21 protein-coding genes, 2 tRNA genes and 1 pseudogene are annotated in these 21060 nt (G+C 67.5%); 16 read left to right on the top strand and 8 right to left on the bottom strand.

Going from position 1 to position 21060, the window contains the following annotated elements:
• Positions 1-11: 11 nt before the first annotated feature.
• The 3 genes from FOZ70_RS15090 to pncB form a co-directional block, all read right to left on the bottom strand.
• Positions 12-1442, bottom strand: a complete 1431-nt coding sequence (locus FOZ70_RS15090; RefSeq protein ID WP_059620770.1) for a sodium:proton antiporter — start codon at positions 1440-1442, stop codon at positions 12-14.
• A 42-nt stretch (positions 1443-1484) separates the two neighbouring features.
• Entirely contained in the window at positions 1485-2147 is a 663-nt protein-coding gene (locus FOZ70_RS15085) for a lactate utilization protein C (RefSeq protein WP_059486561.1), read from the bottom strand.
• Between the two features lie 88 nt (positions 2148-2235).
• Complete coding sequence (gene pncB, locus FOZ70_RS15080; protein WP_048022948.1) at positions 2236-3435, bottom strand: nicotinate phosphoribosyltransferase; 1200 nt, start codon at positions 3433-3435, stop codon at positions 2236-2238.
• A gap of 300 nt (positions 3436-3735) precedes the next feature.
• On the opposite strand from pncB, the gene fdxA reads away from it, so the two are divergent.
• The 8 genes from fdxA to FOZ70_RS15040 all read left to right on the top strand — a co-directional run bounded on the left by fdxA (position 3736) and on the right by FOZ70_RS15040 (position 8113).
• Positions 3736-4059, top strand: coding sequence for a ferredoxin FdxA (gene fdxA / locus FOZ70_RS15075; protein WP_011351384.1), 324 nt, complete (start codon positions 3736-3738; stop codon positions 4057-4059).
• A 102-nt stretch (positions 4060-4161) separates the two neighbouring features.
• A tRNA-Asn gene (locus FOZ70_RS15070) sits at positions 4162-4237 on the top strand.
• 71 nt (positions 4238-4308) lie between these two features.
• Positions 4309-4384 (top strand) — tRNA-Asn (locus FOZ70_RS15065).
• A gap of 119 nt (positions 4385-4503) precedes the next feature.
• Positions 4504-4989, top strand: coding sequence for a CreA family protein (locus FOZ70_RS15060; protein WP_219706190.1), 486 nt, complete (start codon positions 4504-4506; stop codon positions 4987-4989).
• 61 nt (positions 4990-5050) lie between these two features.
• A complete protein-coding gene (locus FOZ70_RS15055) occupies positions 5051-5950 on the top strand; it encodes an AraC family transcriptional regulator (protein WP_059649267.1) in 900 nt (299 codons plus the stop codon).
• A 122-nt stretch (positions 5951-6072) separates the two neighbouring features.
• A complete protein-coding gene (locus tag FOZ70_RS15050) occupies positions 6073-6840 on the top strand; it encodes an AzlC family ABC transporter permease (protein WP_059649266.1) in 768 nt (255 codons plus the stop codon).
• Positions 6837-7175: an AzlD domain-containing protein gene (locus FOZ70_RS15045; protein ID WP_059854980.1), complete on the top strand. Its 339-nt coding sequence runs from the start codon at positions 6837-6839 to the stop codon at positions 7173-7175. The genes FOZ70_RS15050 and FOZ70_RS15045 overlap by 4 nt, the downstream gene beginning before the upstream one ends.
• A 161-nt stretch (positions 7176-7336) precedes the next feature.
• Positions 7337-8113, top strand: a complete 777-nt coding sequence (locus tag FOZ70_RS15040; RefSeq protein ID WP_059649264.1) for a DUF4088 family protein — start codon at positions 7337-7339, stop codon at positions 8111-8113.
• A gap of 123 nt (positions 8114-8236) precedes the next feature.
• Here FOZ70_RS15040 and FOZ70_RS15035 read toward each other — a convergent pair whose 3' ends face one another.
• Complete coding sequence (locus tag FOZ70_RS15035; RefSeq protein ID WP_219706189.1) at positions 8237-8638, bottom strand: hypothetical protein; 402 nt, start codon at positions 8636-8638, stop codon at positions 8237-8239.
• Positions 8639-8907: 269 nt separating this feature from the next.
• On the opposite strand from FOZ70_RS15035, the gene FOZ70_RS15030 reads away from it, so the two are divergent.
• The 3 genes from FOZ70_RS15030 (at position 8908) to fumC (ending at position 12199) form a co-directional block, all read left to right on the top strand.
• On the top strand, positions 8908-9126 hold the full coding sequence (locus FOZ70_RS15030) for an RNA-binding S4 domain-containing protein (protein WP_059649389.1): 219 nt from the start codon (positions 8908-8910) through the stop codon (positions 9124-9126).
• A gap of 134 nt (positions 9127-9260) precedes the next feature.
• Positions 9261-10649 (top strand): multidrug efflux MATE transporter NorM, encoded by a 1389-nt coding sequence (gene norM, locus FOZ70_RS15025; RefSeq protein WP_219706188.1) that lies wholly within the window; start codon positions 9261-9263, stop codon positions 10647-10649.
• 155 nt (positions 10650-10804) lie between these two features.
• Positions 10805-12199, top strand: coding sequence for a class II fumarate hydratase (gene fumC / locus FOZ70_RS15020; RefSeq protein ID WP_021159727.1), 1395 nt, complete (start codon positions 10805-10807; stop codon positions 12197-12199).
• A gap of 59 nt (positions 12200-12258) precedes the next feature.
• Here fumC and FOZ70_RS15015 read toward each other — a convergent pair whose 3' ends face one another.
• Positions 12259-12771, bottom strand: a complete 513-nt coding sequence (locus FOZ70_RS15015) for an acyl-CoA thioesterase (RefSeq protein ID WP_012328135.1) — start codon at positions 12769-12771, stop codon at positions 12259-12261.
• A 130-nt stretch (positions 12772-12901) separates the two neighbouring features.
• On the bottom strand, positions 12902-13042 hold the full coding sequence (locus FOZ70_RS15010; RefSeq protein ID WP_006753078.1) for a hypothetical protein: 141 nt from the start codon (positions 13040-13042) through the stop codon (positions 12902-12904).
• A 195-nt stretch (positions 13043-13237) separates the two neighbouring features.
• On the opposite strand from FOZ70_RS15010, the gene FOZ70_RS15005 reads away from it, so the two are divergent.
• Complete coding sequence (locus tag FOZ70_RS15005; RefSeq protein WP_027788033.1) at positions 13238-13945, top strand: helix-turn-helix transcriptional regulator; 708 nt, start codon at positions 13238-13240, stop codon at positions 13943-13945.
• A 162-nt stretch (positions 13946-14107) separates the two neighbouring features.
• Positions 14108-16621: a DUF6600 domain-containing protein gene (locus FOZ70_RS15000; protein ID WP_219706187.1), complete on the top strand. Its 2514-nt coding sequence runs from the start codon at positions 14108-14110 to the stop codon at positions 16619-16621.
• A gap of 102 nt (positions 16622-16723) precedes the next feature.
• Here the strand turns inward: FOZ70_RS15000 and FOZ70_RS14995 are convergent, their stop codons facing one another.
• Positions 16724-17695, bottom strand: a complete 972-nt coding sequence (locus FOZ70_RS14995) for a thymidylate synthase (RefSeq protein WP_059486877.1) — start codon at positions 17693-17695, stop codon at positions 16724-16726.
• A 41-nt stretch (positions 17696-17736) separates the two neighbouring features.
• Positions 17737-19134 carry a sigma-54 dependent transcriptional regulator gene (locus tag FOZ70_RS14990; protein ID WP_021159730.1) on the bottom strand — a complete coding sequence of 466 codons (1398 nt, stop codon included), beginning with the start codon at positions 19132-19134 and terminating at the stop codon, positions 17737-17739.
• A gap of 501 nt (positions 19135-19635) precedes the next feature.
• Between FOZ70_RS14990 and FOZ70_RS14985 the strand changes: the two genes are divergently transcribed.
• The 3 genes and pseudogenes from FOZ70_RS14985 to FOZ70_RS14975 all read left to right on the top strand — a co-directional run.
• Complete coding sequence (locus tag FOZ70_RS14985; protein WP_111999598.1) at positions 19636-19962, top strand: hypothetical protein; 327 nt, start codon at positions 19636-19638, stop codon at positions 19960-19962.
• Positions 19963-20232: 270 nt separating this feature from the next.
• On the top strand, positions 20233-20733 hold the full coding sequence (locus FOZ70_RS14980) for a dihydrofolate reductase (protein ID WP_059498136.1): 501 nt from the start codon (positions 20233-20235) through the stop codon (positions 20731-20733).
• Positions 20734-20858: 125 nt separating this feature from the next.
• A pseudogene (locus tag FOZ70_RS14975) lies at positions 20859-20969 on the top strand (IS110 family transposase); the annotation flags it as partial.
• Between the last annotated feature and the right edge of the window lie 91 nt (positions 20970-21060).

Below are 21060 nucleotides of genomic sequence, written 5' to 3'. Positions count from 1 at the left end.
AAATCGTCAGCTTACGCCGTGAAGAAAAGCCACGACGTCAGCAGGAATACCGGTATCAGTACAACCAGCGCCCAGCCGAGATACGCGAAGAAGCTCGGCATCTTCACGCCGCGCGATTCGGCGATCGCCTTCACCATGAAGTTGGGTGCGTTGCCGATATAGCTATTCGCGCCCATGAACACCGCACCCGCGGAAATCGCGGCGAGCGTCGACGCGCCCGTCGTCATCAACGACTGGGCATCGCCGCCCGCGAGGTTGAAGAACACGAGATAGGTCGGCGCGTTGTCGAGGAACGATGAAAGAATGCCCGTCGCCCAGAAGTACATCGCGTCGATCGGCTTGCCGTCCGGCCCCGTGACGAGGTGGACGATCTGCGCGAACGCGCCGTCGGCGCCGGCGCGCAGGATCACGATCACCGGCGCGATCGTCACGAAGATCCCCGCGAACAGCTTCGCGACTTCCTCGATCGGCGCCCAGTTGAACGCGTTGCCCTCGCGCGCGGAACGCGGCGTCAGCGCGAGCGACGCGAGCGTCACGCCCACGAGCGCGACGTCGCGCACGAGGTTCTGCAGCGCGACGTGCGTGCCCCATACGTCGAACGCGATGCCTGGCTTCCAGATGCCGCTCATCAGCACGAGCGCGACCACGACCGCGAGCAGCACGAAGTTGATCTTCCCGTCGATCGACAGCGCCGCGCCGTCCGGCGTCGGGTCGAGCACGGCCGGCCGCTCCTCGCCGCCTTTCCGGTAGAAGTACGTATCGAGCACGAAGAACAGCGTCAGCAGCACCGCGCAGATGAACAGCATCGGCAGTGCGAGGTGCGTGGTCGTCCAGAAGAAGCTCACGCCGTTCAGGAAACCGAGGAACAGCGGCGGATCGCCGAGCGGCGACAGCGAGCCGCCCGCGTTCGCGACGAGGAAGATGAAGAAGATCACGACGTGCACGACATGCTTGCGATTGTCGTTGGCGCGCAGCAGCGGCCGGATCAGCAGCATCGCGGCGCCCGTCGTGCCCATCACGCTCGCGAGCAGCGTACCGAGCGCGAGGATCGCGGTATTGAGCTTCGGCGATCCATGCAGATTGCCGTTCACGCAGATGCCGCCCGCGACCGTATAGAGCGCGGTGAGCAGTACGATGAACGGAATGTATTCCTCGAGCAGCGCATGCACGAGCGTGCCGAACGCGGTGCCCGCGCCGAACGCGAATCCGAACGGGATCAGGAACACGACCGCCCACGCGGCCGCAATCTTGCCGAAATGGTGATGCCAGAAGACGGGGGCGACGAGCGGGAACAGTGCGATGGACAGCAGGATTCCGGCGAACGGAATGCCCCAGAGGGCAGACAGCGAGGCACCGTCGAGCGTTGCGGCCGATGCAAGCGCGGGAACGGCGCCAAGCGCGATCCCCGACGCCATGCCCGCCCAGGCGGCATGTCGTTTCATCAGAACTTCCTTGTTCGAATGGTGGTGGATGCGGCGGGCGCGTCATGCGCCCCGTACGACGATCACGTGAACGCGGTACGGGCCGTGCGCGCCCAGTACGATGGTCTGCTCGATATCGCCCGTGCGCGACGGGCCCGACACGAAATTGACCGCGCGCGGCAATTCGCCGCGCTCCGCGCGGATCAACGCAAAGGCGTCCTCATGACCGGCGACGATCCGCGACGCGGGAACGATCGCGATGTGCGTTTCCGGCAGCAGGCCCGCCGACGCATAGGTGTCGGGGCCGGACAGCAGCACCAGCGAGCCCGTTTCGGCGGTCGCGCAAAAACAGCCGGTAAGGCCGACCAGATCGCCGTCGCGCGGCTTGCGGCATTCGACCGACAGGCCTGCGCCCGCCCAGTCGAAATCGGCCAGCGTGCGCCATGCGACGGCCTGCGCCGGCAGGCCGTGAGCGGACAGGTAGCGGGCCGCGGCGGCCGGCACATCGGCAAGCGCCGCGACTTCGTCGACCGTCGTCGACAGACGGGCCGCTTCGTCGACGAACGCCGCGACGAGGTCGGCCGGCGCCGGCGGGCGCGGGCCCTCCGGATGACGGGCGAGATAGTCGGCAACGCCGTCGCGCTCGGCCGCATCGGGTTCGGCCGCACGCCCCTGCGCCGCGCGAATGCGCGCGAGGATCTGGCGACGGGCAGCGGAAGTGTCCATGAACGGTCCTCGTGACGTTGGCGGGCGATACCGTCGGATTATACCGGCCGGCCCCGCCGCGACGCAGTTTTGGCCGTTCGGCCGACGCTTACTTCGACGCGTCTTCCTCGACCGGCTGCGCGATGCCGAACACCTGGCGCAGGTACGTGAGATACGCCTTGTCGTCGCACATGCTCTTGCCCGGCGTATCCGACAGTTTCGCGACCGGCTGCCCGTTGCAGCGAACCATCTTGATCACGATCTGCAGCGGCACGTAGCCGAGGTCGTTCGTGAGGTTGGTGCCGACGCCGAATGCGAGCTTGCAGCGGCCGCGGAAACGTTCGTACAACTGCATGACCTTCGGGATGTCGAGCGCATCCGAGAACACGAGCACCTTGGTGCGCGGGTCGCAGCGGTTCGCCTCGTAGTGGCGCAGCATGCGCTCGCCCCACTCGAACGGATCGCCCGAATCGTGGCGCGCGCCGTCGAACAGCTTGCAGAAGTACATGTCGAAGTCGTTCAGGAACGCGTCCATCCCGTAGACGTCCGACAGCGCGATCCCGAGGTCGCCGCGATACTCCTTCGCCCACATCTCGAAGCCGTAGATCTGCGAATCGCGCAGCCGCGGGCCGAGCGCCTGGCACGCCTGCAGATACTCGTGCGCCATCGTGCCGAGCGGCGTGATGCCGTGCTTCATCGCGTACAGCACGTTGCTCGTGCCGGCGAACTGCGGGCCGAGCCCGTCGCGCAGCGTGAGGGCGACTTCCTCGTGCCACACCTTCGAGAAGCGCCGACGCGTGCCGTAGTCGGCGATCTTGCAGTCGGCGAACTCGGGCTTCGCGCCGAGCAGTTTGATCTTCTCGCACAGCCGCTCGCGACCTTCGCGATAGTCGGGCTCGCGCTGCGTGTTGCGGAAATACACTTCGTTGACGATCGCGAGCACCGGGATCTCGAACAGGATCGTGTGCAGCCACGGCCCCTCGATCACGATGTCGATCTCGCCGTTGCCCTTCGGCGACGGCGTGATCGAGATGTACTTCTCGTTGAGGTGGAACAGCGCGAGGAAGTCGACGAAATCGCTCTTGATGAAGCGCATGCGCCGCAGGTAGTCGAGTTCGACGTCGGTGAAGCGCAGCGAACACAGGCCGCGCACCTCGTCGCGGATCTCGTCGATGTACGGCACGAGATCGACGCCGGGCGTACGGCACCGGAAGCGGTACTCGACGTTTGCGGCAGGAAAGTGATGCAGGACGACCTGCATCATCGTGAACTTGTAGAGATCCGTGTCGAGCAGCGAAGTGATGATCATGATTACGGCACCGCCAGTATCGTGACAGGGCCCCGGCGCACCGCGCGCCGCCCGGTCTGCCGGCCATGTTACCCGAATGCGGGCCCGACCATCGCGAAACCGCCGGTCGCCCTGCCCGGCCGCGCCGCCGTACGGCACACGCGCCCCGTCGGCGAGTCCCTTCTGCGGGCCGCCATAAACTAATCACGAAACGATATAAGCCGGATAGCCGACCACGCCATGCGGGTTTTGCGCTTCAGTTACAATGCCGGTTTTGGCGCAAACGCCACCCCATATATACCGCCAAGCAGGAGCGTTTTAATGACTCACGTTGTGACCGAAGGCTGCATCAAGTGCAAATACACGGACTGCGTGGATGTGTGCCCGGTGGATTGCTTCCGTGAAGGTCCCAACTTTCTCGCCATCGATCCGGACGAGTGCATCGACTGCGCCGTGTGCGTCGCCGAGTGCCCGACCAATGCGATCTATGCCGAAGAAGACGTTCCGGGCGACCAGCAGCAGTTCACCGCGCTGAACGCCGAGCTGGCAAAGGACTGGCCGTCGATCACGAAGACCAAGCCGGCACCGGCCGACGCGGACGAGTGGAAGGACGTGCAGGACAAACTGCACCTGCTCGAGCGCTGATCGCGCAGCGGCCGCAAAAAATTTTTGTGCGCCGCGGCCCAAAAGTGTTGACAGGTTGATCAACGCTCCATACAATCTCGTTTCTCTGCTGTTGTTGTTTGTTCCCCGATAGCTCAGTCGGTAGAGCGCCGGACTGTTAATCCGTAGGTCCCTGGTTCGAGCCCAGGTCGGGGAGCCAAAAACGCAAAGGCCCGTTGAAAGTGGACGGGCTTTTTGCTGGTAGACAAACAAGCAGATGTACCGATTTATTCCCCGATAGCTCAGTCGGTAGAGCGCCGGACTGTTAATCCGTAGGTCCCTGGTTCGAGCCCAGGTCGGGGAGCCAAAAAGCGAAAGGCCCGTCATTCGACGGGCCTTTTGTTTTTCCGGCCCGCCTTTCGGCTTTCGTCGCCCGGTCGCGCGCATGCTAGAGTCTCTGTCCCGCATTCGCATCCGGTTCCGTCGATGAAGCACCGTCTCCTCCGCTCAGCACCACTCGCCCTCCTGCTTTCCGCATTCGCCGCGGCACCGCTCGCGCACGCGGAGGAAGTCGGCAGCGTCAACACCCATTTCCGCGTCACGGGCTCCGATCGCGTGGTCGTCGAGGCGTATGACGATCCGGTCGTGAACGGCGTGACCTGCTACGTGTCGCGCGCGCGCACCGGCGGGATCAAGGGCACGCTCGGCGTCGCCGAGGATCCGAGCGAAGCGTCGATCGCGTGCCGGCAGGTCGGCCCGATCAGCTTCAAGGAGCCGCTCAAGCAGCAGACCGACGTGTTCAGCGAGCGCATGTCGTTCATCTTCAAGACCCTGCACGTCGGGCGCGTGGTCGACACCAAGCGCAATACGATCGTCTACCTGACCTACAGCGACCGCATCGTCAGCGGCAGCCCGAAGAACGCCGTCACCGCGGTGCCGATGCCGGCCGGCACGACGATTCCGGTCAAGTAAGGCCCGCGCCTGCCGGGCGCGCGAGCGATACACTGTCGGTTCGACCGCTCCGCGCCCGCTCATGTCCGCCACCCGCCTTCCCGACTCCGCACGCTACTGGCGCACGCCGCTGCTGCCGGATGCGGATCTCGTCACGGCCACCTATCGCGACCACACGTTCGCGCCCCACTGGCACGACGCGTACACGATCCCCGTGATTCTCGAAGGCGCGGAACGCTATACCTATCGCGGCAGCGGCCATGTCGCAGAAACCGGCACCGTGCCCGTGATCAATCCCGGCGAAGTGCATACGGGGTCGCGTGCGGCCGACGAGGGCTGGTGCTATCGCGTCAGCTACATCCCGGTCGATTTCATCCAGGAACTCACCAGCGCGATCGCCGGCCGCCCGCAGGACGCGCCGTGGTTTGCGCCCGACGTGATTCGCGACGCCGACCTGGCGGCGCGCCTCACGCTGGCGCACCGGATGATGGAAGCCGGCAGCGAGCAGGCACTGCCCTCGCAGGCGCACGGGCAAGCAGCTGACGTTCCCGCGAAGGGCGCACCCCGCATCTACGATCCGCTCGCCGCCGAAACGGCGATGCTCGATGCGTTGTCGACATTGATCGTGCGCCATGCGGACGCCCTGCCGCGCCCGGCGCCGCTCGCGGCGGACGAACCCCGCGTCGACGCGATGCGCGAACGGCTCGCCGCCGATCTGACGTGCACGGTGACGCTCGACGAGGTCGCGCAGGCGGCCGGCCTGTCGCCGTTCCACGCCGCGCGCCTGTTCACCCGCACGAACGGCATGCCGCCGCATGCGTGGCGCAACCAGTTGCGCCTGCAGCGCGCGCTGGCGCCGCTGCGCGCGGGCGTGCCCGTCGCCGACGTCGCGGCTGCCAGCGGCTTCGTCGACCAAAGCCACTTCACACGGCATTTCAAACGCATGTTCGGCGTACCGCCCGGGCGCTGGCAGGCGAGCTGACGCGCGGCGTCCGGCCCGCCAACGCGATGCCGCCGGCGCCTGCAAGCAGGCAAGCACCGGCTCGCCGCCCAAGCGCAAGAACATACAAGCCGGCTCGCCCCCCGCTCGCTATCCTCCCGTTCATGGAGGAGCCCCCCTTGAACCCGACACCCGCATCGCCCGCTCGCCGCCCGTTCAACGAATGGCTCGACGGCGCGCGCGACACGATCCCGATGATGATTGGCGCCGCCCCGTTCGGCGTGATTTTCGGCACGCTCGTCGGCGGCGGACCGCTCGCCGCGTGGCATGGCACGCTGATGTCGCTCGCCGTGTTCGCGGGCTCCGCGCAGTTCATCGCGCTCGGCCTGATCGCGGGTAGCGCAAGCTTCGTCGTCGTGCTCGCGACCACGCTGATCGTGAACCTGCGTCACCTGCTGTACAGCGCAACGCTCGCGCCCTATGTCGCGCACCTGCCGCTGCGCTGGCGCGCAACGCTCGGCGCGCTGATGACCGACGAGGTGTTCGCGGTCGCCTATGCGCACTACCGGCATTTCCCGCCCGGCGCGATCGGCCCCCACTACTTCTTCGGCTCGGGGCTCGCGATGTACCTGAACTGGCAGGTCTGGACGCTCGCGGGCATCGGTTTCGGCGCAGCGTTCCCGGGGCTGCAGTCGCTCGGCCTCGATTTCGCGATGGCGGCCACCTTCATTGCGATCGTCGTCCCGCAGCTCGGCACCCTGCGCTATTTCGCGGCGGCCGTGACGGCCGGCACGCTGGCGTACTTCTGGCAGGGCTGGCCGTACAAGCTCGGATTGCTCGGCGCGGTCGCCGTCGGCGTCGCGATCGGCGTCGCGCTCACGCTGCTGCACGAACGATCGCGTGCCGGCTCGCGCACGGAGGCCGCATCGTGAGCTACGCGCTGCTGATTTTCGGGATGGCCGTCATCACGTACGCGATCCGCTCGACGCTGTTCCTGTTCGGCGAACGGCTGGCTTTCCCGCCGCTCGTGCGGACCGCGCTCGGCTTCGTGCCGGTCACCGTGCTGACCGCGATCATCGTGCCGATGACCGTCTCGCCGCACGGCGGCACGGCCGAGCTGACCTGGCGCAATCCTCGGCTCGTCGGCGCGCTGGCGGCCGTGCTCGTGTCGGCTGCGACCCGCCGCCCGCTCGTGACGATCTCGGCAGGGCTCGCGGTGTTCTTTTTCTGGCAAGGGGTCGTGCTGCCCCACGGGCTGCCCGCCTGAGCACACGCTCGGTCACGCGCGCTCAAGTTTCCGCCCGGCAGGCCGATATAGGGGATGAAGACCCGCCACCGGCATCGGCGCGCACCGGTCAGTCGACGCTGCGCCCGCCCCGGTGCGCCGTGCCGGCCGCCGGCTTGCGCGGGCCGCCATCGAGACGATTCATGGGCCAGATCACCCTTTCCCTCAAGGACGACACGCTCGAGTCCCTGCGCAAGGACTACGACGCGTTCGTCCGCGTGTCGCTGAAACTCGACCCGCAGTTCGCGACGCCGTCGTTCGAGGATTTCCTGCGCGCCAAACTGCTCGACAACATGGTGCCGCTGACCGAGCACGCGGTGCAGCGGATGCTGCAGGGCGGCCAGTACGCGTGGGCCAAACGCACGCTCGACAAGGAATTCCCGGACGTCGTCGCGATCCTGATGCGACAGGCCGGCGAATTCGGCTTCGGCTTCGCGTGCCGCTCCGAATGGACCCCCGACGAACTCGCGAAGGCGTGCCGCGACTGGGCGAAGGCGATCGTCGCCGAAGCGCAGGGCGACCCGTCGCTGATCGACCCGCTCGCGTCGCAGATCAAGGGCGCGGCGCAAGACATCCAGGCACTCGAGGAACTGATGCAGACGCCGGCGTGGCGCCTCGCGGAATCGCTGCGGCAACGGGTCTACGAGGCCAAGCTCGCGTGCGAGATGAGCGTCGGCAGCACCGCGCGCGACAAGCTCGGCGAACTGCGCGGGCTGCTGCGGCTCGGGCTCGCGCACGGCTCGTTCCAGAAACAGGAAGCGCAGCAGATCATGGAATACCTGCGGCTGCTGAAGCCGGAGATCTTCGTCGAGGAGCCGTACGATGTCTTCGCACGGCTCGCCGCGTGGCTGCGCAGCGTATTCACCCCGGCTGCCGCGCGGCCGGCACAGGGTCCGGGACAAGGACAGCGCCGCCCGTAACGGCGCCCCCATGCGCATCGACACACGAAAACGGCCCGGTTCGCGCAATGCGAACCGGGCCGCTGGATGACCGCCGTCGCGACGCACCGTCAGGGACGAGCGTCGCGCGGCGCCAGGCACCGCTTACTGCGTGGCGCCCTGGGCCGATGCACCGCCCTCCGCACCGACCGATGCGCCGCCTTCGGTCGCTTCGCCGGCCTTCGCCTTGGCCGAACCGACATGGCTCTTGGCCGACTTCGTGGCATGCTTCGTGTGCTTCTTGGCCGAGTGGACGGCCGACGACGCCGTATCCTTCGCGCCGTCGGCTGCCGCGCCGACCGCATCGGTTGCCCCGCCGGCGGCATTGCCCGACGCGTTCGCGCCCGCACTGCCCTGCATGCCGGCACCGACACCCGCCGCCGGCGTCTGCGCCTGCACGCCGGCACCGGCCGTGCCCTGCACCGCCGTGCCCGTCTGGGCAAATGCGGCCGAAGTGGCGAACGCCGTCAGCGCGGCACCGATCAGCATCGTACGAATCTTGGACATGGCAATTCTCCTCAGGAAGTTGTGAGCCCGAACCGCAGCGATGCGGTCCGTCGCTTCCCCTGCCGCAACACGCAGCAGGTACGAAAAAGACCCGCGGCGCGCCCGGCCGGTTCTCGAATCTCTCAGACTGTTACCCACCGTTTCATTTGCTGACGAGTCGCTCACAGTCCTTAACAACTGCATGCCGCGGCGGCCCGCGCTCGCGTGCCGGCCCGTGGTGCCGTATGATGCGGAGCGTTTCCTCCCGCGCCTTGCGCACCTTCTTCGTCATGCCCAACCTGGATTTCACGCTGACCGGCGAATACGTCGAGCTGCACAACCTTCTCAAGATCACCGGCCTCGCGGACAGCGGCGGCAGCGCGAAGCTGATGGTCGCGTCCGGCGCGGTGAAAGTCGACGGCGCGGTCGAACTGCGCAAGACCTGCAAGATCCGCGCGGGCCAGGTCGTCCTGCTCGGCGACACGCGCATTGCGGTGCGCGAAGCCTAGGGCCGACGGTTCCCCTGCCTGCGACATGGCCATCGGCGCGCGCGTTCGACACGGTTCGAATAAAGCCGTAAGCTAGCCGTCTCTCAAAATAAATACATATAGCGCGGGCCCGCACCCGCGCGAGCGCCCACTCCATGTCGCATTCCGGTCTTACGCGGACGGCCGCCGCGCCGCCGTCCCTGTCCAGTCATGCCGCCGATACCGCCCGCCTCGCCGCGCCGCTCGCGATCGCGCAGCTTTCGCAGATGGCGATGAGCGTCACCGACACGGTGCTGCTCGGCTCGCTCGGCCCCGATTCGCTCGCCGCCGGCGGGCTCGGCGCGAACTTCTTCTTCGTCATCGTGACCGTGCTGCAAGGCGTGCTGTCGTCGGTCAGCGTCAGCGTCGCGCACGCGCGCGGCGCCAAGGCCGACGAGCGCGTACCGCACATCTACTGGACCGGCTTCGCGCTGTCCGTGCTGCTCGCGATTCCGGCCATCATCGCGCTGTCGCTGTCCGAACCGATCCTGCTGATGTTCCACGAGCCGCCATTGCTCGCGCATCACGTCGGCGAATACACGGGCATCCTGCGCTTCGCCGCGCTCGGCAGCCTGATCGGTGTCGGGCTGATGCGCGCATTCCTTCCGGCGATCGGCGCGGCGCGGCGGCTGCTGTGGGTGTCGATCGGCGGCGTCGGCGTCAACGCCGTGCTGAACTACGGCCTGATCCACGGCGCGTTCTGGCTGCCGCGCCTCGGCTTCCTCGGTTCGGCGGTCGCGACGACGATCACGATCTGGCTCACCGCGCTCGCCCTGATCTGGCTGCTGCACGGCCGGCAGCGCTTCCGTCATTTCGTCACCGCCGCGCGCCCGAAGCTGCCCATGATGGGCGAGCTGATCGGCATCGGCTGGCCGGTGGCGATCACGTACGGGGTCGAGTCGACGCTGTTCCTCGCAACCGGCCTGACCATCGGCGTGCTCGGCGCGACGTCGCTGGCCGCGCACCAGATCGCGCTGAACGTCGCGTCGGTGGCGTTCATGGTGCCGCTCGCGATCGGCCAGGCCGCCAACGTGCGCGTCGGCTACTGGGTCGGCGCGGGGGCGCCCGTCGCCGCGCGGCACGCGGGTTTCGTCGCACTCGGCCTCGGTGTCGCGTTCATGACGCTGTCGGGCATCGTGCTGATCGTCGCGCCGCACGCGATCGTCGGCCTGTACCTGAACCTCGACGATCCGTCGAACGCGGCCACGGTGTCGCTCGCCGCGTCGCTGCTCGGCATCGCCGCGGTGTTCCAGATCGTCGACGGCGCGCAGACGGTCGCGTCGGGCGCGCTGCGCGGCCTGAAGGACACGCGCATCCCGATGCTCGCGGCGACCCTCGGCTACTGGGGCATCGGTTTTCCGACCGGCTACTGGTTCGCGTTCCACGTGGGCCTCGGTGCCCGCGGCCTGTGGTGGGGTCTCGCGGCCGGCCTTGCCAGCGTGGCCGTGCTGATGGGGTGGCGCTTTCATCTGAAGAGCGCGTCGCTCACGGCGTCGCCGCACTGAGCGCGACACGACGCGAAATCCCGGCCGGCGCTATGCTAGTCGGCTGAAGACCTCGAGACGCCGCGCCAGCGGCGCGACTGCCTCACGATACGTCTGGTTATGCCTGATGCCGCGCGACGACGCGCGGCCTTTCCCCTTTCCTGGAGGAGTGGATCATGAACGAAGCAGTTCGGATGGAACGCGATACGTTCGGCGAGATCGCCGTACCGGCCGACCGGCTCTGGGGCGCGCAGACCGAGCGCTCGCTGCAGAATTTCCGGATCTCGACCGAGAAGCAGTCGCCCGAGCTGATCCACGCGCTCGCGATCGTCAAGCGCGCCGCAGCGGCCGTGAACCAGTCGCTCGGCGTGCTGGCCGACGACAAGGCGCGCGCCATCATCGACGCGGCCGACGAGATCATCGCCGGCAAGCATCCGCGCGAATTCCCGCTCGCCGTGTGGCAGACGGGCTCCGGCACGCAGACCAACATGAACCTCAACGAGGTGATCGCGAATCGCGCGAGCGAACTGATGGGCGGCGAGCGCGGCGAAGCGCGCAAGGTTCATCCGAACGACGACGTGAACCGCGGCCAGTCGTCGAACGACGTGTTCCCGACCGCCATGCACGTCGCCGCCGCGTACGCGATCGTCAACCACCTGCTGCCGGCGCTGCGCACGCTGCGCACGACGCTCGACGCGAAGTCGAAGGCCTTCGCTGACATCGTGAAAATCGGCCGCACGCACCTGCAGGACGCCACGCCGCTCACGCTCGGCCAGGAGTTTTCCGGCTACGTCGCGCAGCTGGACCAGGGCATCCGTCACGTCGAATCGGCATTGCCGCACCTGTATGAGCTCGCGCTCGGCGGCACCGCGGTCGGCACGGGGCTGAACGCGCATCCGGAGTTCGCGGTGCGTGTCGCCGATGAGATCGGCCGACTCGCGAAGCTGCCGTTCGTGACGGCGCCGAGCAAGTTCGAGGTGATGGCTGCCGCCGATGCGCTGGTGTTCGCGCACGGCGCGCTGAAGACGGTTGCTGCCAGCCTGATGAAGATCGCGAACGACGTCCGCTGGCTCGCAAGCGGGCCGCGCTGCGGGCTTGGCGAACTGTCGATTCCGGAAAACGAGCCGGGCAGCTCGATCATGCCGGGCAAGGTGAACCCGACGCAGTCCGAAGCCGTGACGATGCTGTGCTGCCAGGTGTTCGGCAACGACGTCGCGGTCAACGTTGGCGGCGCGAGCGGCAATTTCGAGCTGAACGTGTTCCGGCCGATGATCGCGCACAACGTGTTGCAGTCGGTGCGGCTGCTCGCCGACGGCGCGCAGAGCTTCAACGACCACTGCGCGGTGGGCATCGAGCCGAACCGCTCGCGGATCGACCTGCTGCTGAACGAATCGCTGATGCTCGTGACGGCGCTCAATCCGCACATCGGCTACGACAAGTCGGCGCAGATCGCAAAGAAGGCGCACAAGGAAGGCACGACGCTGAAGGCCGCCGCGCTCGCGCTCGGCTACCTGACCGAGGCGGAATTCGATGCGTGGGTGCGCCCCGAGCAGATGATCGGGGCGCGCTGACGGTACGACGACCGGCGGTACGACGATCTACGGAATCGCGGGCGCGGCGCCCGCCGCGGTCAGACCGCGCCTTTCGCGACTTCTTCCGGCTTCATCTCGACGATCTTGTCGAGCGCGGCCCGCACGTCGGCCGCATATTTCGCGAGCACCTTCTGCTCGTCGGTCTCGGGCACGAACGGCGGCACCGGCACCGGGTTGCCGTTCTCGTCGACCGCGACGAACACGACGAGGCAATCGGTCGTCTGGCGCAGCACGCCGCCCTTCGGATCCCCGGCATGGACGGACACATGGATGTGCATGCTGGTGCGGCCCGTCGCAACGACGCGCGCCTTCAGCTCGACGAGATTGCCGACCAGGATCGGACGCTGGAAGCGGATGTTGCCGACGCTGACCGTCACGCAATAGCGGCTCGACCAGACGGCCGCGCACGCATACGCGACTTCGTCGATCCACTTCATCAGCGCGCCGCCATGCACCTTGCCGCCGAAGTTCACGGACGAAGGTTCGGCGAGGAAGCGGAATACGGTTTCGGTGCGGTCGAGGGCGGCCGGTACGGGGGACGGTTGGGACATCGTGTTGGCTCCAGGCGGCAGGGGCGCTGTAATCGGCCGATTATACGTTGCACTGCGGCAACGCGTCGCGGGGCGCCCCGTGTGGCGCGGCCGTGGGGGCCGTGCCCGGCGTGCCTGTGGCCGGCGCCGGTCAGCGGCGCACCGTGATGCCCTGATCGATCGTCCCGTACATCTCGAGGCTGCCGCCGCGCTCGCCGGCCGCGCCCGCACCGCCCTGCGCACATGCCGCGCAGACGAGCGCCGCCGCCAGCAAACAGAAAATCGTCTTCATCGTTGCGTCGTGTCACGTGCGGCAGCCCGCTGCCGCCGCTTTCGGCCATTCTACGCGCGCGCCGCACGGGGCCGCGGCCCGGTTCGCCGCATCGACGCCGCCGGCAAGTCTGCATCCGACATTTCATCCGGAACCGAAACATCGAATGCGCGCGCCCACTACACTGGAGACCATCCCGCCTAACGAGACACGACGATGACCGACCAAGACGACCACCACTTTCCGGGCCTGAGCCGCATCGGTTCGCTGATCGCCGACCCAGGACGCGCCGCGATGCTGTGGGTGCTGATGGACGGCAGCGCACGACCGGCAGGCGAGCTGACGATGATCGCGGGGCTGTCGCCCTCCGCCGCAAGCGCCCACCTCTCGCGCTTGACCGAAGGCGGCCTGCTCGCGCTCGACGTGCGCGGCCGGCACCGCTATTACCGGATCGCATCGGCCGACATCGCGGCATCGCTCGAGGCACTCGCGAACGTCGCCCGCGCGGCCGCGCCGCATCGCGCGGCTCCGCCGCCGTCCCGCACGGTCCCGGCCGAATTGCGCTATGCGCGCACCTGCTACGACCACATGGCCGGCGAACTCGCGGTGCGCATCTTCGACGGGCTCACTGCGCGCGGCTGGCTGCAGGCGGACGGCGATGCGATCGAGACCACCGAACTCGGCACCCAGGCGCTTGCGCAATGGGGCATCGACGTCGCACAACAGCGCACGCGCCGGCGCCGCTTCGCGTGCGGATGCCTCGACTGGAGCGAGCGGCGTTCACACCTCGGCGGCGCGCTCGGTGCGGCACTGCTCGAGAGCTTCTGCGCGCACGGCTGGATCGAGCGTGCGGCACGGCCGCGCGTGCTGCGCGTCACCGTGCCCGGACAGCAGGTTTTCGACGAGTGGCTTACGTCCGCTTGACGCCCGCATTGCGTCTGCACGAGAACGGCGCGCGATCGACAGGTTTTGTTACATCGCGTGCCATTCGACTTACAAAACACCGAGCATTGAAACAGGCCGAGCGGATATTGTGAACTCAACGGCACGAATCGACGCGCCGCGACAATGACGAAGACGCTCACCATGGCCACCCTGTTCACGCTCAAGCGAACCGCCCGCTGCACACTGCTCGTGTTCGTCGCGCTTGCGGCCCTGCCCCCCGCATTCGCGCAATCGGCCGGCGCCCCTCCGTATGCGGCCGCGGCACGGCAACCGGGCGGCGATCCGCCCAGCCGTGTCGCACGGCTCAATTACCTGTCGGGCGCCGTGACGACCGAGCCGGCCGGCACCGATACGTGGTCGTATGCCGCCGTGAACCGGCCGCTGACGACCGGCGACCAGCTCTGGAACGATGCCGGTGCGCGCTCGGAACTGCACATCGGCTCGACCGCGGTGCGGCTCGGCGAGTCGACGAGCCTGTCGGTGCTGAACCTCGACGACACGACGACCCAGCTGAAAGTGGGGCTCGGCACCGTATCGACTCACGTGCGCGATCTGCCGGCCGGCGGATCGTACGAAATCGACACGCCGAACCTCGCGCTCGGCATCACGGGCCCTGGCGACTATCGCGTCGACGTCGCGCCGAACGGCGCGAGCACGACGGTCACGGTGCGCAGCGGCAGTGCGACCGTCTACGGCAGCAACGGCCAGTATCCGCTGTCACCGGGGCAGCAGGTCGTGTTCACGGGCACCGACCTGCAGGTCGCGCAGCAAGCCGCCGCCCCCGGCCCCGATGCGCTCGACCAGTGGGCCGCCAGCCGCGACGCGGCCGAGGAACGCTCGGTGTCGGCCCGCTATGTGTCCCGTGACATTCCCGGCTACCAGGATCTCGACGCAAACGGCACGTGGCGCGACACCCCGAATTACGGCCAGGTATGGGTGCCGAACGATACGCCGGCGGACTGGGCGCCGTATCACGACGGCCACTGGATCTGGCAGGCCCCGTGGGGCTGGACGTGGGTCGACGACGCGCCATGGGGTTTCGCGCCGTATCACTACGGCCGCTGGGCGTACGTGGACGATAGCTGGGCCTGGGTACCGGGCCCGCTGGCCGTCAGCCAGCCGCCGGCCTATGCACCGGCACTCGTCGCGTTCGTCGGCGGTGGCGGCGGCCCCGACTGGAGCGTCGCGCTCACGGTGGGCGGCGTCGCCGCGGCCGGCTGCGCGTGGTTCGCGCTCGGCCCGGGCGAACCGTGGCATCCGGGCTGGGGCGGCTGGAGCCCGCACTACTACGACCGGGTGAACCGCAACATCGTGGTGAACAACGTCAACGTGAACAAGACCGTGAACGTGACGAACATCACCAATATCACCAACATCAACAAGACCTACGTCAACTTCCGTGCGCCGCACGCGATCACGGCCGTACCGGCTGCCGCGTTCGTGCACGGCCAGCCTGTCGCGCACTTCTCGCAGCACGTCGACCCGCAGCAATGGCGCAATGCGCACGTCACGCCGGGTACGCCGGGCATTGCGCCGGTGCGCCAGAGCTTCACCGGCGGGCTGCGCAATGCGAGCTACCGGCCGCCGGCGGCAATTGCCCAGCATCCGTACGTCGCCACGCGCAATCCCGCCGTGCCGGCCGCGTATCGCGACCAGACCGCCGCCCACCTCGCGCAGCAAGGCGGGCGCGTGCCGGGTGCCGGCGCGCCCGTCGTGAAGACGAACGTGCCGGCCGACTATACGGCGCGTCCGGTCCGCATACCGGGCAAACCGGGTGGCGGCGCATGGGCGATGCACAACGTGCAGCTCGTGAATCCGCACGGCCCCGTCGTGCAGCCGGCACGCGCGCCTCGCGAAGGCCAGCCGGCCGCCTTGCAGGCCGGGCGGCCGGGAACACCGATGCCCGGCGTGCCGAATTCCACGCGGCCCACGAACGGCGAAAACCCCGGCGCACCGCACTTCGCCAACGGTGGCATGCCGCAGGCACCCGGCAACCCGGCGCCACATCAGGCGTTCGGGCCCGGTAACGGTGTCCCCCATCCGCCGGTAGCGAACAACAGTCCGGCCGGCATCGGCAATGCGCACGCGGCCGAGACGCCGTCGCCCGCGTGGATGCAGCCGCACACACCGATGGAGCGCCAGCGCCCCGCTCCGCCCACCGCACTGCATGCGGCGGGACAGAATGCGCTGCCGCCGGTGCGCAGCGCGGCGATCCCGCATCCGGAGGGCGCGCCGGCGCTGCAGGGCGCGCAGCCCGGCGGCCGGAACGAAACGCCGCGCGCACTGCCGCAACCAAGGCTCGACAATACGGCGCAGATTCCGCAGCCGCGCCCGCGCCCCGAATTCCCGACACCGGCGCAGCATGGGCAACCGCAACCGGAGCGCGCGGCGCCCGCGCCGCAACCGCACCCCGAATTCGCGCAACCGGCGCCGCACCGCGAAGTCGCCCCGCCACGTGTGAACGAGTACCGGCCGCCGGCCCCCGCCGTGCATGACATGCCGCGCCCGCAACCGCAGGCGCCGCGCATGGAGCCGCGCCCGTCGATGCCCGCACCGCATATGGAACCGCGGCCGCAACCGGCGCCGCACGTCGAGGCGCCACACCCGAGCAACCCGCCGCCGCAAGGCGGCCACGAAGAGCGTCACCGCCAGTAGGCGCCGCAAACGTGAAACAAAATGGCCCGACCGGTATCAGCCGGTCGGGCCATTTTCCTGCGGGAAGCGGATCGATGCCCCCACGCGTCCCGGGCCGCGCGATCAGACGGCCATCGGTGCGGTCAGCGGCTCGTGGTGGCGATAGCCGACGAGCGAGAAATCCGACGGCTCGATCCGTTCCAGCCACTCGGGCTCATAAACACCCGTCTTCGCGTATTCCGGCACACGCTCGGAAATCTCGAGCCGCGGGCTGTCGTAAGGCTCGCGCGTGAGCTGACGCTGCAGCATGTCGAGCTGGTTCTCGTAGATGTGCGCGTCGCCGATGAAGTACGTGAACCAGCGCGGCGTGTAGCCGGTCAGCCGGCCGACGAGCGCCAGCAGCGCGGCCCCTTCCGTCAGGTTGAACGGCGTGCCGAGGCCGACGTCGTTGCTGCGGATGTACAGGCACAGCGAGATTTCGCGCTTCGTCGCGTTCGGCAGGAACTGGTACAGCAGATGGCACGCGGGCAACGCGATCTGGTCGAGCACGGCCGGGTTCCACGCGTGAAACAGGATGCGACGATCGGACGGGTTCTCCATGATCGTGTCCAGGCACTGGCGCAACTGGTCGATCGCCTTGTACAGCAGCACCTTCGGTGCGCCGTCTTCGTCGAAACGCGTCACGATCCGGAAGCCGCGGCGCGTCGCATCGGCGATCTGCGCGTCGGCGCCCGCGTCGAGCACCTTGTAGCCCGGCCACTGGCGCCATTGCACGCCGTACACGTCACCGAGATCGTCGACGCCCTGGCGATACGGGTTCGCAAGCCACTGGGCATTCTCGTTCGCGTTCGCGTCCCACACCTTGCAGCCGAGCGCGCGGAAATCGGCCGCGCTGCGGGACGCGCGCAGGAAACCGACCAGTTCGCCAATCGCCGACTTGAACGCGAGCTTCTTGGTCGTCACGGCCGGGAAGCCTTGCTGCAGGTCGAAGCGCAGCATCGCGCCCGGCATGCTGATGGTGCGGATCCCCGTGCGGTTCTCCTGCCAGGTGCCGGTATCGAGAATGGTGCGAACGAGATCGAGATACTGTTTCATGCGGGTTCCTTCGGCCGCGAGGGCGGCCGTACCCGCCAATTTTAGCAAGCGTGACGCGGAAGCTCCTGCAACGGCGCCGAAAACCCTGCCAGCGTGTCGCCGCGATCGCGCATGCCGTGCGCGCACATCAGCCGGTAGAGCGTGACGCGCGACACGCCGAGCTCGCGCGCGGCATCCGCGAAACGGCCACGATGGCGCAACAGCGCCTGCTCGATCGCCTGCCGTTCGGCCGCCTCACGCGCCTCCAGCAGCGACACGGGTGCGAGTGTCGCAAATTCGCTCAGCTCGAGATCGGCGGCGGTGATCATCCGCCCCTCCGACATGACGATCGCGCGGCGCACACGATTGATCAGTTCACGCACGTTGCCCGGCCACGAATAGCCGTACAGCGACGCAACCGCATCAGGCGAAAAACCGCGCAGGCGGCGATGTGCGTCGCCCTTGAAACGCTCGAGCATGTGGCGCGCAAGTATCTCGATATCCTTGCCGCGCGCGCGCAGCGGCGGCTCCTCGATCTTCAACACGCACAGGCGATGGAACAGGTCCTCGCGGAACCGCCCTTCGCGCAGCGCTGCGTCCATGTCCACGTGCGTCGCACAGATCACGCGCACGTCGACGGGCACCGATACGTGGGCACCGAGCCGCTCGATCTTGCCTTCCTGCAGGAAGCGCAGCAGGCTTGCCTGGCTTTCGAGCGGCAAGTCGCCGATCTCGTCGAGAAACAGCGTGCCGCCGTTGGCGGCCTCGACGCGGCCGATCTTGCGCTGGTTCGCGCCGGTGAACGCGCCGCGCTCATAGCCGAACAGCTCGGCCTGCAGCAGCGTCGACGGGATCGCGCCGCAATTGATCGCGATGAACGGCGCATGCGCGCGCGACGAGCGCTCATGAATCGCGACCGCCGTCAGCTCCTTGCCCGTACCCGATTCGCCGGAGATGAACACCGGTGCGTCGGTCGCCGCGACGCGGCGAATCGTCCTGAAGAGCCCGAGCATCGCATCGCAGGTCCCGACCATCTCGCCCTCGCTGCGTCCCGTGCCGACGGGCGGCGCAGCGGTTTCGGTCAGCGCAACCATGCCGTGCGCATGACCGACGGTCTCGACGATCCGCGCCGTCTCGTACGGCATCGTCACGTAGTCGAAACAGTAGTCACGAATGAGATGGCGCAGCGTGGCGTCCTGCAACTGGCCGCGGCGCGTCGCCGCAATCCAGCCGATGTGCTGAATGCTCAGACAGGATTCGAGTTCGCGCAGGTCCGAGGGCTTGAAGCCCGGCGAAAAATCGAGCAGCCCGGCCGTTGCGACACCGTGCTGCACGACGCGCCGTACGTCCCGCACGGTCTCCGCGAGATCGACACGCCAGCCGCATTCGTCGAAATGGCCGCGCAACGCGTCGTTCGGCTCGCGCGAATAGTAGATCACATGCCGCTGATCGACTCCCATATGCTCACCCCGTTCCTCAACCGTCTAACGATTGCCGTGCACGTCAGTATGCGTGCGAAAGGATCGAATCGGGGCAGCCGAAGGCGGCTCGATTCGCCATGCCGATGCTCGGCAACGACAAAGCCTCGCATGATGGCGCTTATCTCGCGTCCAGTTATTTTGATCAAGATAGCTTAGTTATAGGCACTGAATACGACAATCCGATTTCAGTACCGTGGGCGATACGGCCGAATCGCTCAGGAGGTCGATGTATGTCAATCGTCTGCACATAGCACCTGTGTAGCAATGCGTGCAGTCATCGATGCATGCGACGATTTTCGTCCTTGAAGCGTATCGATTGAATCCGCAGTATTCCCGAGCCCCCTCGTTTCAGGCCTGAAACATTTTCAGCCGCTTTCCGCCACAATTCGCAACGCTTGCGCACGAATCGCAGTCTCGACAACGGTCGCGGCGCGATGGCATGTATTTCGCTGAATAGGGAAACCGTCGGAGACAGCGACCATGCGAAAACATCTTTTACTTTCTTTCGTGCCGATGACCATTGCGGTCGCGGCCGCCGGCCCGCCCACGCCCGTACACGCAGACGAAAGCTCGAAGCCGGATCACGCCGTGCGGCTTGCATCAAACACGCCGGGCATGCAGCACGGCGTCGGGTTCGGCATCGTGACCGTGTCGGCACCGCAACCGCTGCCGGCCGGCAGGACATCGGTGACCTTGTGGGACGAGATCCCCCCGCCGCCCCAGTTGCCGATGCCGCTCCCGATACCGCAGCCGGGCGACGTGCAGCATGCGATGGAAGGCACCGCACAAGGCAGTACGCATCAGTGACCGTCGATCGAACCATTTGATCAGGATGACGTATTGATCCGGGCAGGCCGGAGAGCATCGATCAGAGACTGTATTCGCGATCTCTCGACACGAAACGGTTTTGTGCTCCGTCCCCCGGCGGGCACGCTTTTTATTCATTCCGTCGCCGCGACGCGTGGCTTCGACCGTCGCGGCGCGCAGCGCCGGAAGGCGGATGCGCGCACCCGGAACCGGTGCGCGCCGCCGTTCCGGTAGAATCGGCGCCATTCCGGTTTTCCTCTCCCCACCTTCATGACGACGTTGACCCTGATCGTCGCGCGTGCCCGCAACGGCATCATCGGCCGCGACAACCAGTTGCCCTGGAAACTTCCCGAGGATCTCGCCTTCTTCAAGCGCACGACGATGGGCGCACCGATCGTGATGGGCCGCAAGACCCACGAGTCGATCGGCCGGCCGCTGCCGGGCCGCCGCAACATCGTCGTCACGCGCGATGCGGCGCGACGCTTCGACGGCTGCGACACGGTCACGTCGCTAGCCGATGCGCTGGCGCTCGCCGCGCGCGACGGGGTGCCCGAGGCGTTCCTGATCGGTGGCGCGCAACTCTACACGGAAGGTCTCGCACTCGCCGACAAGCTGATCGTCACCGAGATCGATGCCGACTTCGACGGTGACGCGTCGTTCCCGGCACCCGACGCCGCGCACTGGCAGGAAGTGTCCCGCGACGCGCACCAGGCGGCCGCGCCGAACACGTTCGGCTATGCGTTCGTCGTCTACGAGCGCAAGCGCGGCTGACGCATCGCGCGCAATTAAAAAGCCCGACCGGCTCACTCACGCCGTCGGGCTTAATAGGATGGTCAGCCCGATCCTCACTCAGTGGACTACGCTGAGTGAGGATTTTGTCCTTTCAGGGGGCCATCATGAACACGGTATCGCTAGTCGGGATCGATCTGGGCAAGCATTGCTTCCATCTGCATGCGCAGGATGTGTCAGGCAAGCAGGTGTTGCGCAAGAAGCTCACGCGCAGGAAGAGGGGAACGGGGGGGGGGAAGGGGCCGAGGGGGACGGGGGGGAGGGAGGGGTGGGCGGGGGCGGAGGAGAGCGGCAGGGAAGAGGAGAGTG

The sequence above is a fragment of the Burkholderia sp. COPS genome (assembly GCF_019425585.1).
Taxonomy (GTDB): Bacteria; Pseudomonadota; Gammaproteobacteria; order Burkholderiales; family Burkholderiaceae; genus Burkholderia; species Burkholderia cepacia.
The sequence above is the reverse complement of the archived record's forward strand: the minus strand, read 5'-3'. Positions and strand labels throughout refer to the sequence as shown.

Bases quoted from the DNA above. Each gene is read 5' to 3' on its own strand.
- norM (WP_219706188.1), top strand. From the start codon at position 9,261: ATGTCGCATTCCGGTCTTACGCGGACGGCCGCCGCGCCGCCGTCCCTG.
- pncB (WP_048022948.1), bottom strand. From the start codon at position 3,435: ATGATCATCACTTCGCTGCTCGACACGGATCTCTACAAGTTCACGATG.
- FOZ70_RS15010 (WP_006753078.1), bottom strand. From the start codon at position 13,042: ATGAAGACGATTTTCTGTTTGCTGGCGGCGGCGCTCGTCTGCGCGGCA.
- FOZ70_RS15055 (WP_059649267.1), top strand. From the start codon at position 5,051: ATGTCCGCCACCCGCCTTCCCGACTCCGCACGCTACTGGCGCACGCCG.
- FOZ70_RS15030 (WP_059649389.1), top strand. From the start codon at position 8,908: ATGCCCAACCTGGATTTCACGCTGACCGGCGAATACGTCGAGCTGCAC.
- FOZ70_RS14995 (WP_059486877.1), bottom strand. From the start codon at position 17,695: ATGAAACAGTATCTCGATCTCGTTCGCACCATTCTCGATACCGGCACC.
- FOZ70_RS15090 (WP_059620770.1), bottom strand. From the start codon at position 1,442: ATGAAACGACATGCCGCCTGGGCGGGCATGGCGTCGGGGATCGCGCTT.
- FOZ70_RS15040 (WP_059649264.1), top strand. From the start codon at position 7,337: ATGGGCCAGATCACCCTTTCCCTCAAGGACGACACGCTCGAGTCCCTG.
- FOZ70_RS15000 (WP_219706187.1), top strand. From the start codon at position 14,108: ATGGCCACCCTGTTCACGCTCAAGCGAACCGCCCGCTGCACACTGCTC.
- FOZ70_RS14980 (WP_059498136.1), top strand. From the start codon at position 20,233: ATGACGACGTTGACCCTGATCGTCGCGCGTGCCCGCAACGGCATCATC.
- FOZ70_RS15060 (WP_219706190.1), top strand. From the start codon at position 4,504: ATGAAGCACCGTCTCCTCCGCTCAGCACCACTCGCCCTCCTGCTTTCC.
- fdxA (WP_011351384.1), top strand. From the start codon at position 3,736: ATGACTCACGTTGTGACCGAAGGCTGCATCAAGTGCAAATACACGGAC.
- FOZ70_RS14990 (WP_021159730.1), bottom strand. From the start codon at position 19,134: ATGGGAGTCGATCAGCGGCATGTGATCTACTATTCGCGCGAGCCGAAC.
- FOZ70_RS15050 (WP_059649266.1), top strand. From the start codon at position 6,073: ATGGAGGAGCCCCCCTTGAACCCGACACCCGCATCGCCCGCTCGCCGC.
- FOZ70_RS15015 (WP_012328135.1), bottom strand. From the start codon at position 12,771: ATGTCCCAACCGTCCCCCGTACCGGCCGCCCTCGACCGCACCGAAACC.
- FOZ70_RS15035 (WP_219706189.1), bottom strand. From the start codon at position 8,638: ATGTCCAAGATTCGTACGATGCTGATCGGTGCCGCGCTGACGGCGTTC.
- FOZ70_RS15085 (WP_059486561.1), bottom strand. From the start codon at position 2,147: ATGGACACTTCCGCTGCCCGTCGCCAGATCCTCGCGCGCATTCGCGCG.
- FOZ70_RS14985 (WP_111999598.1), top strand. From the start codon at position 19,636: ATGCGAAAACATCTTTTACTTTCTTTCGTGCCGATGACCATTGCGGTC.
- FOZ70_RS15005 (WP_027788033.1), top strand. From the start codon at position 13,238: ATGACCGACCAAGACGACCACCACTTTCCGGGCCTGAGCCGCATCGGT.
- fumC (WP_021159727.1), top strand. From the start codon at position 10,805: ATGAACGAAGCAGTTCGGATGGAACGCGATACGTTCGGCGAGATCGCC.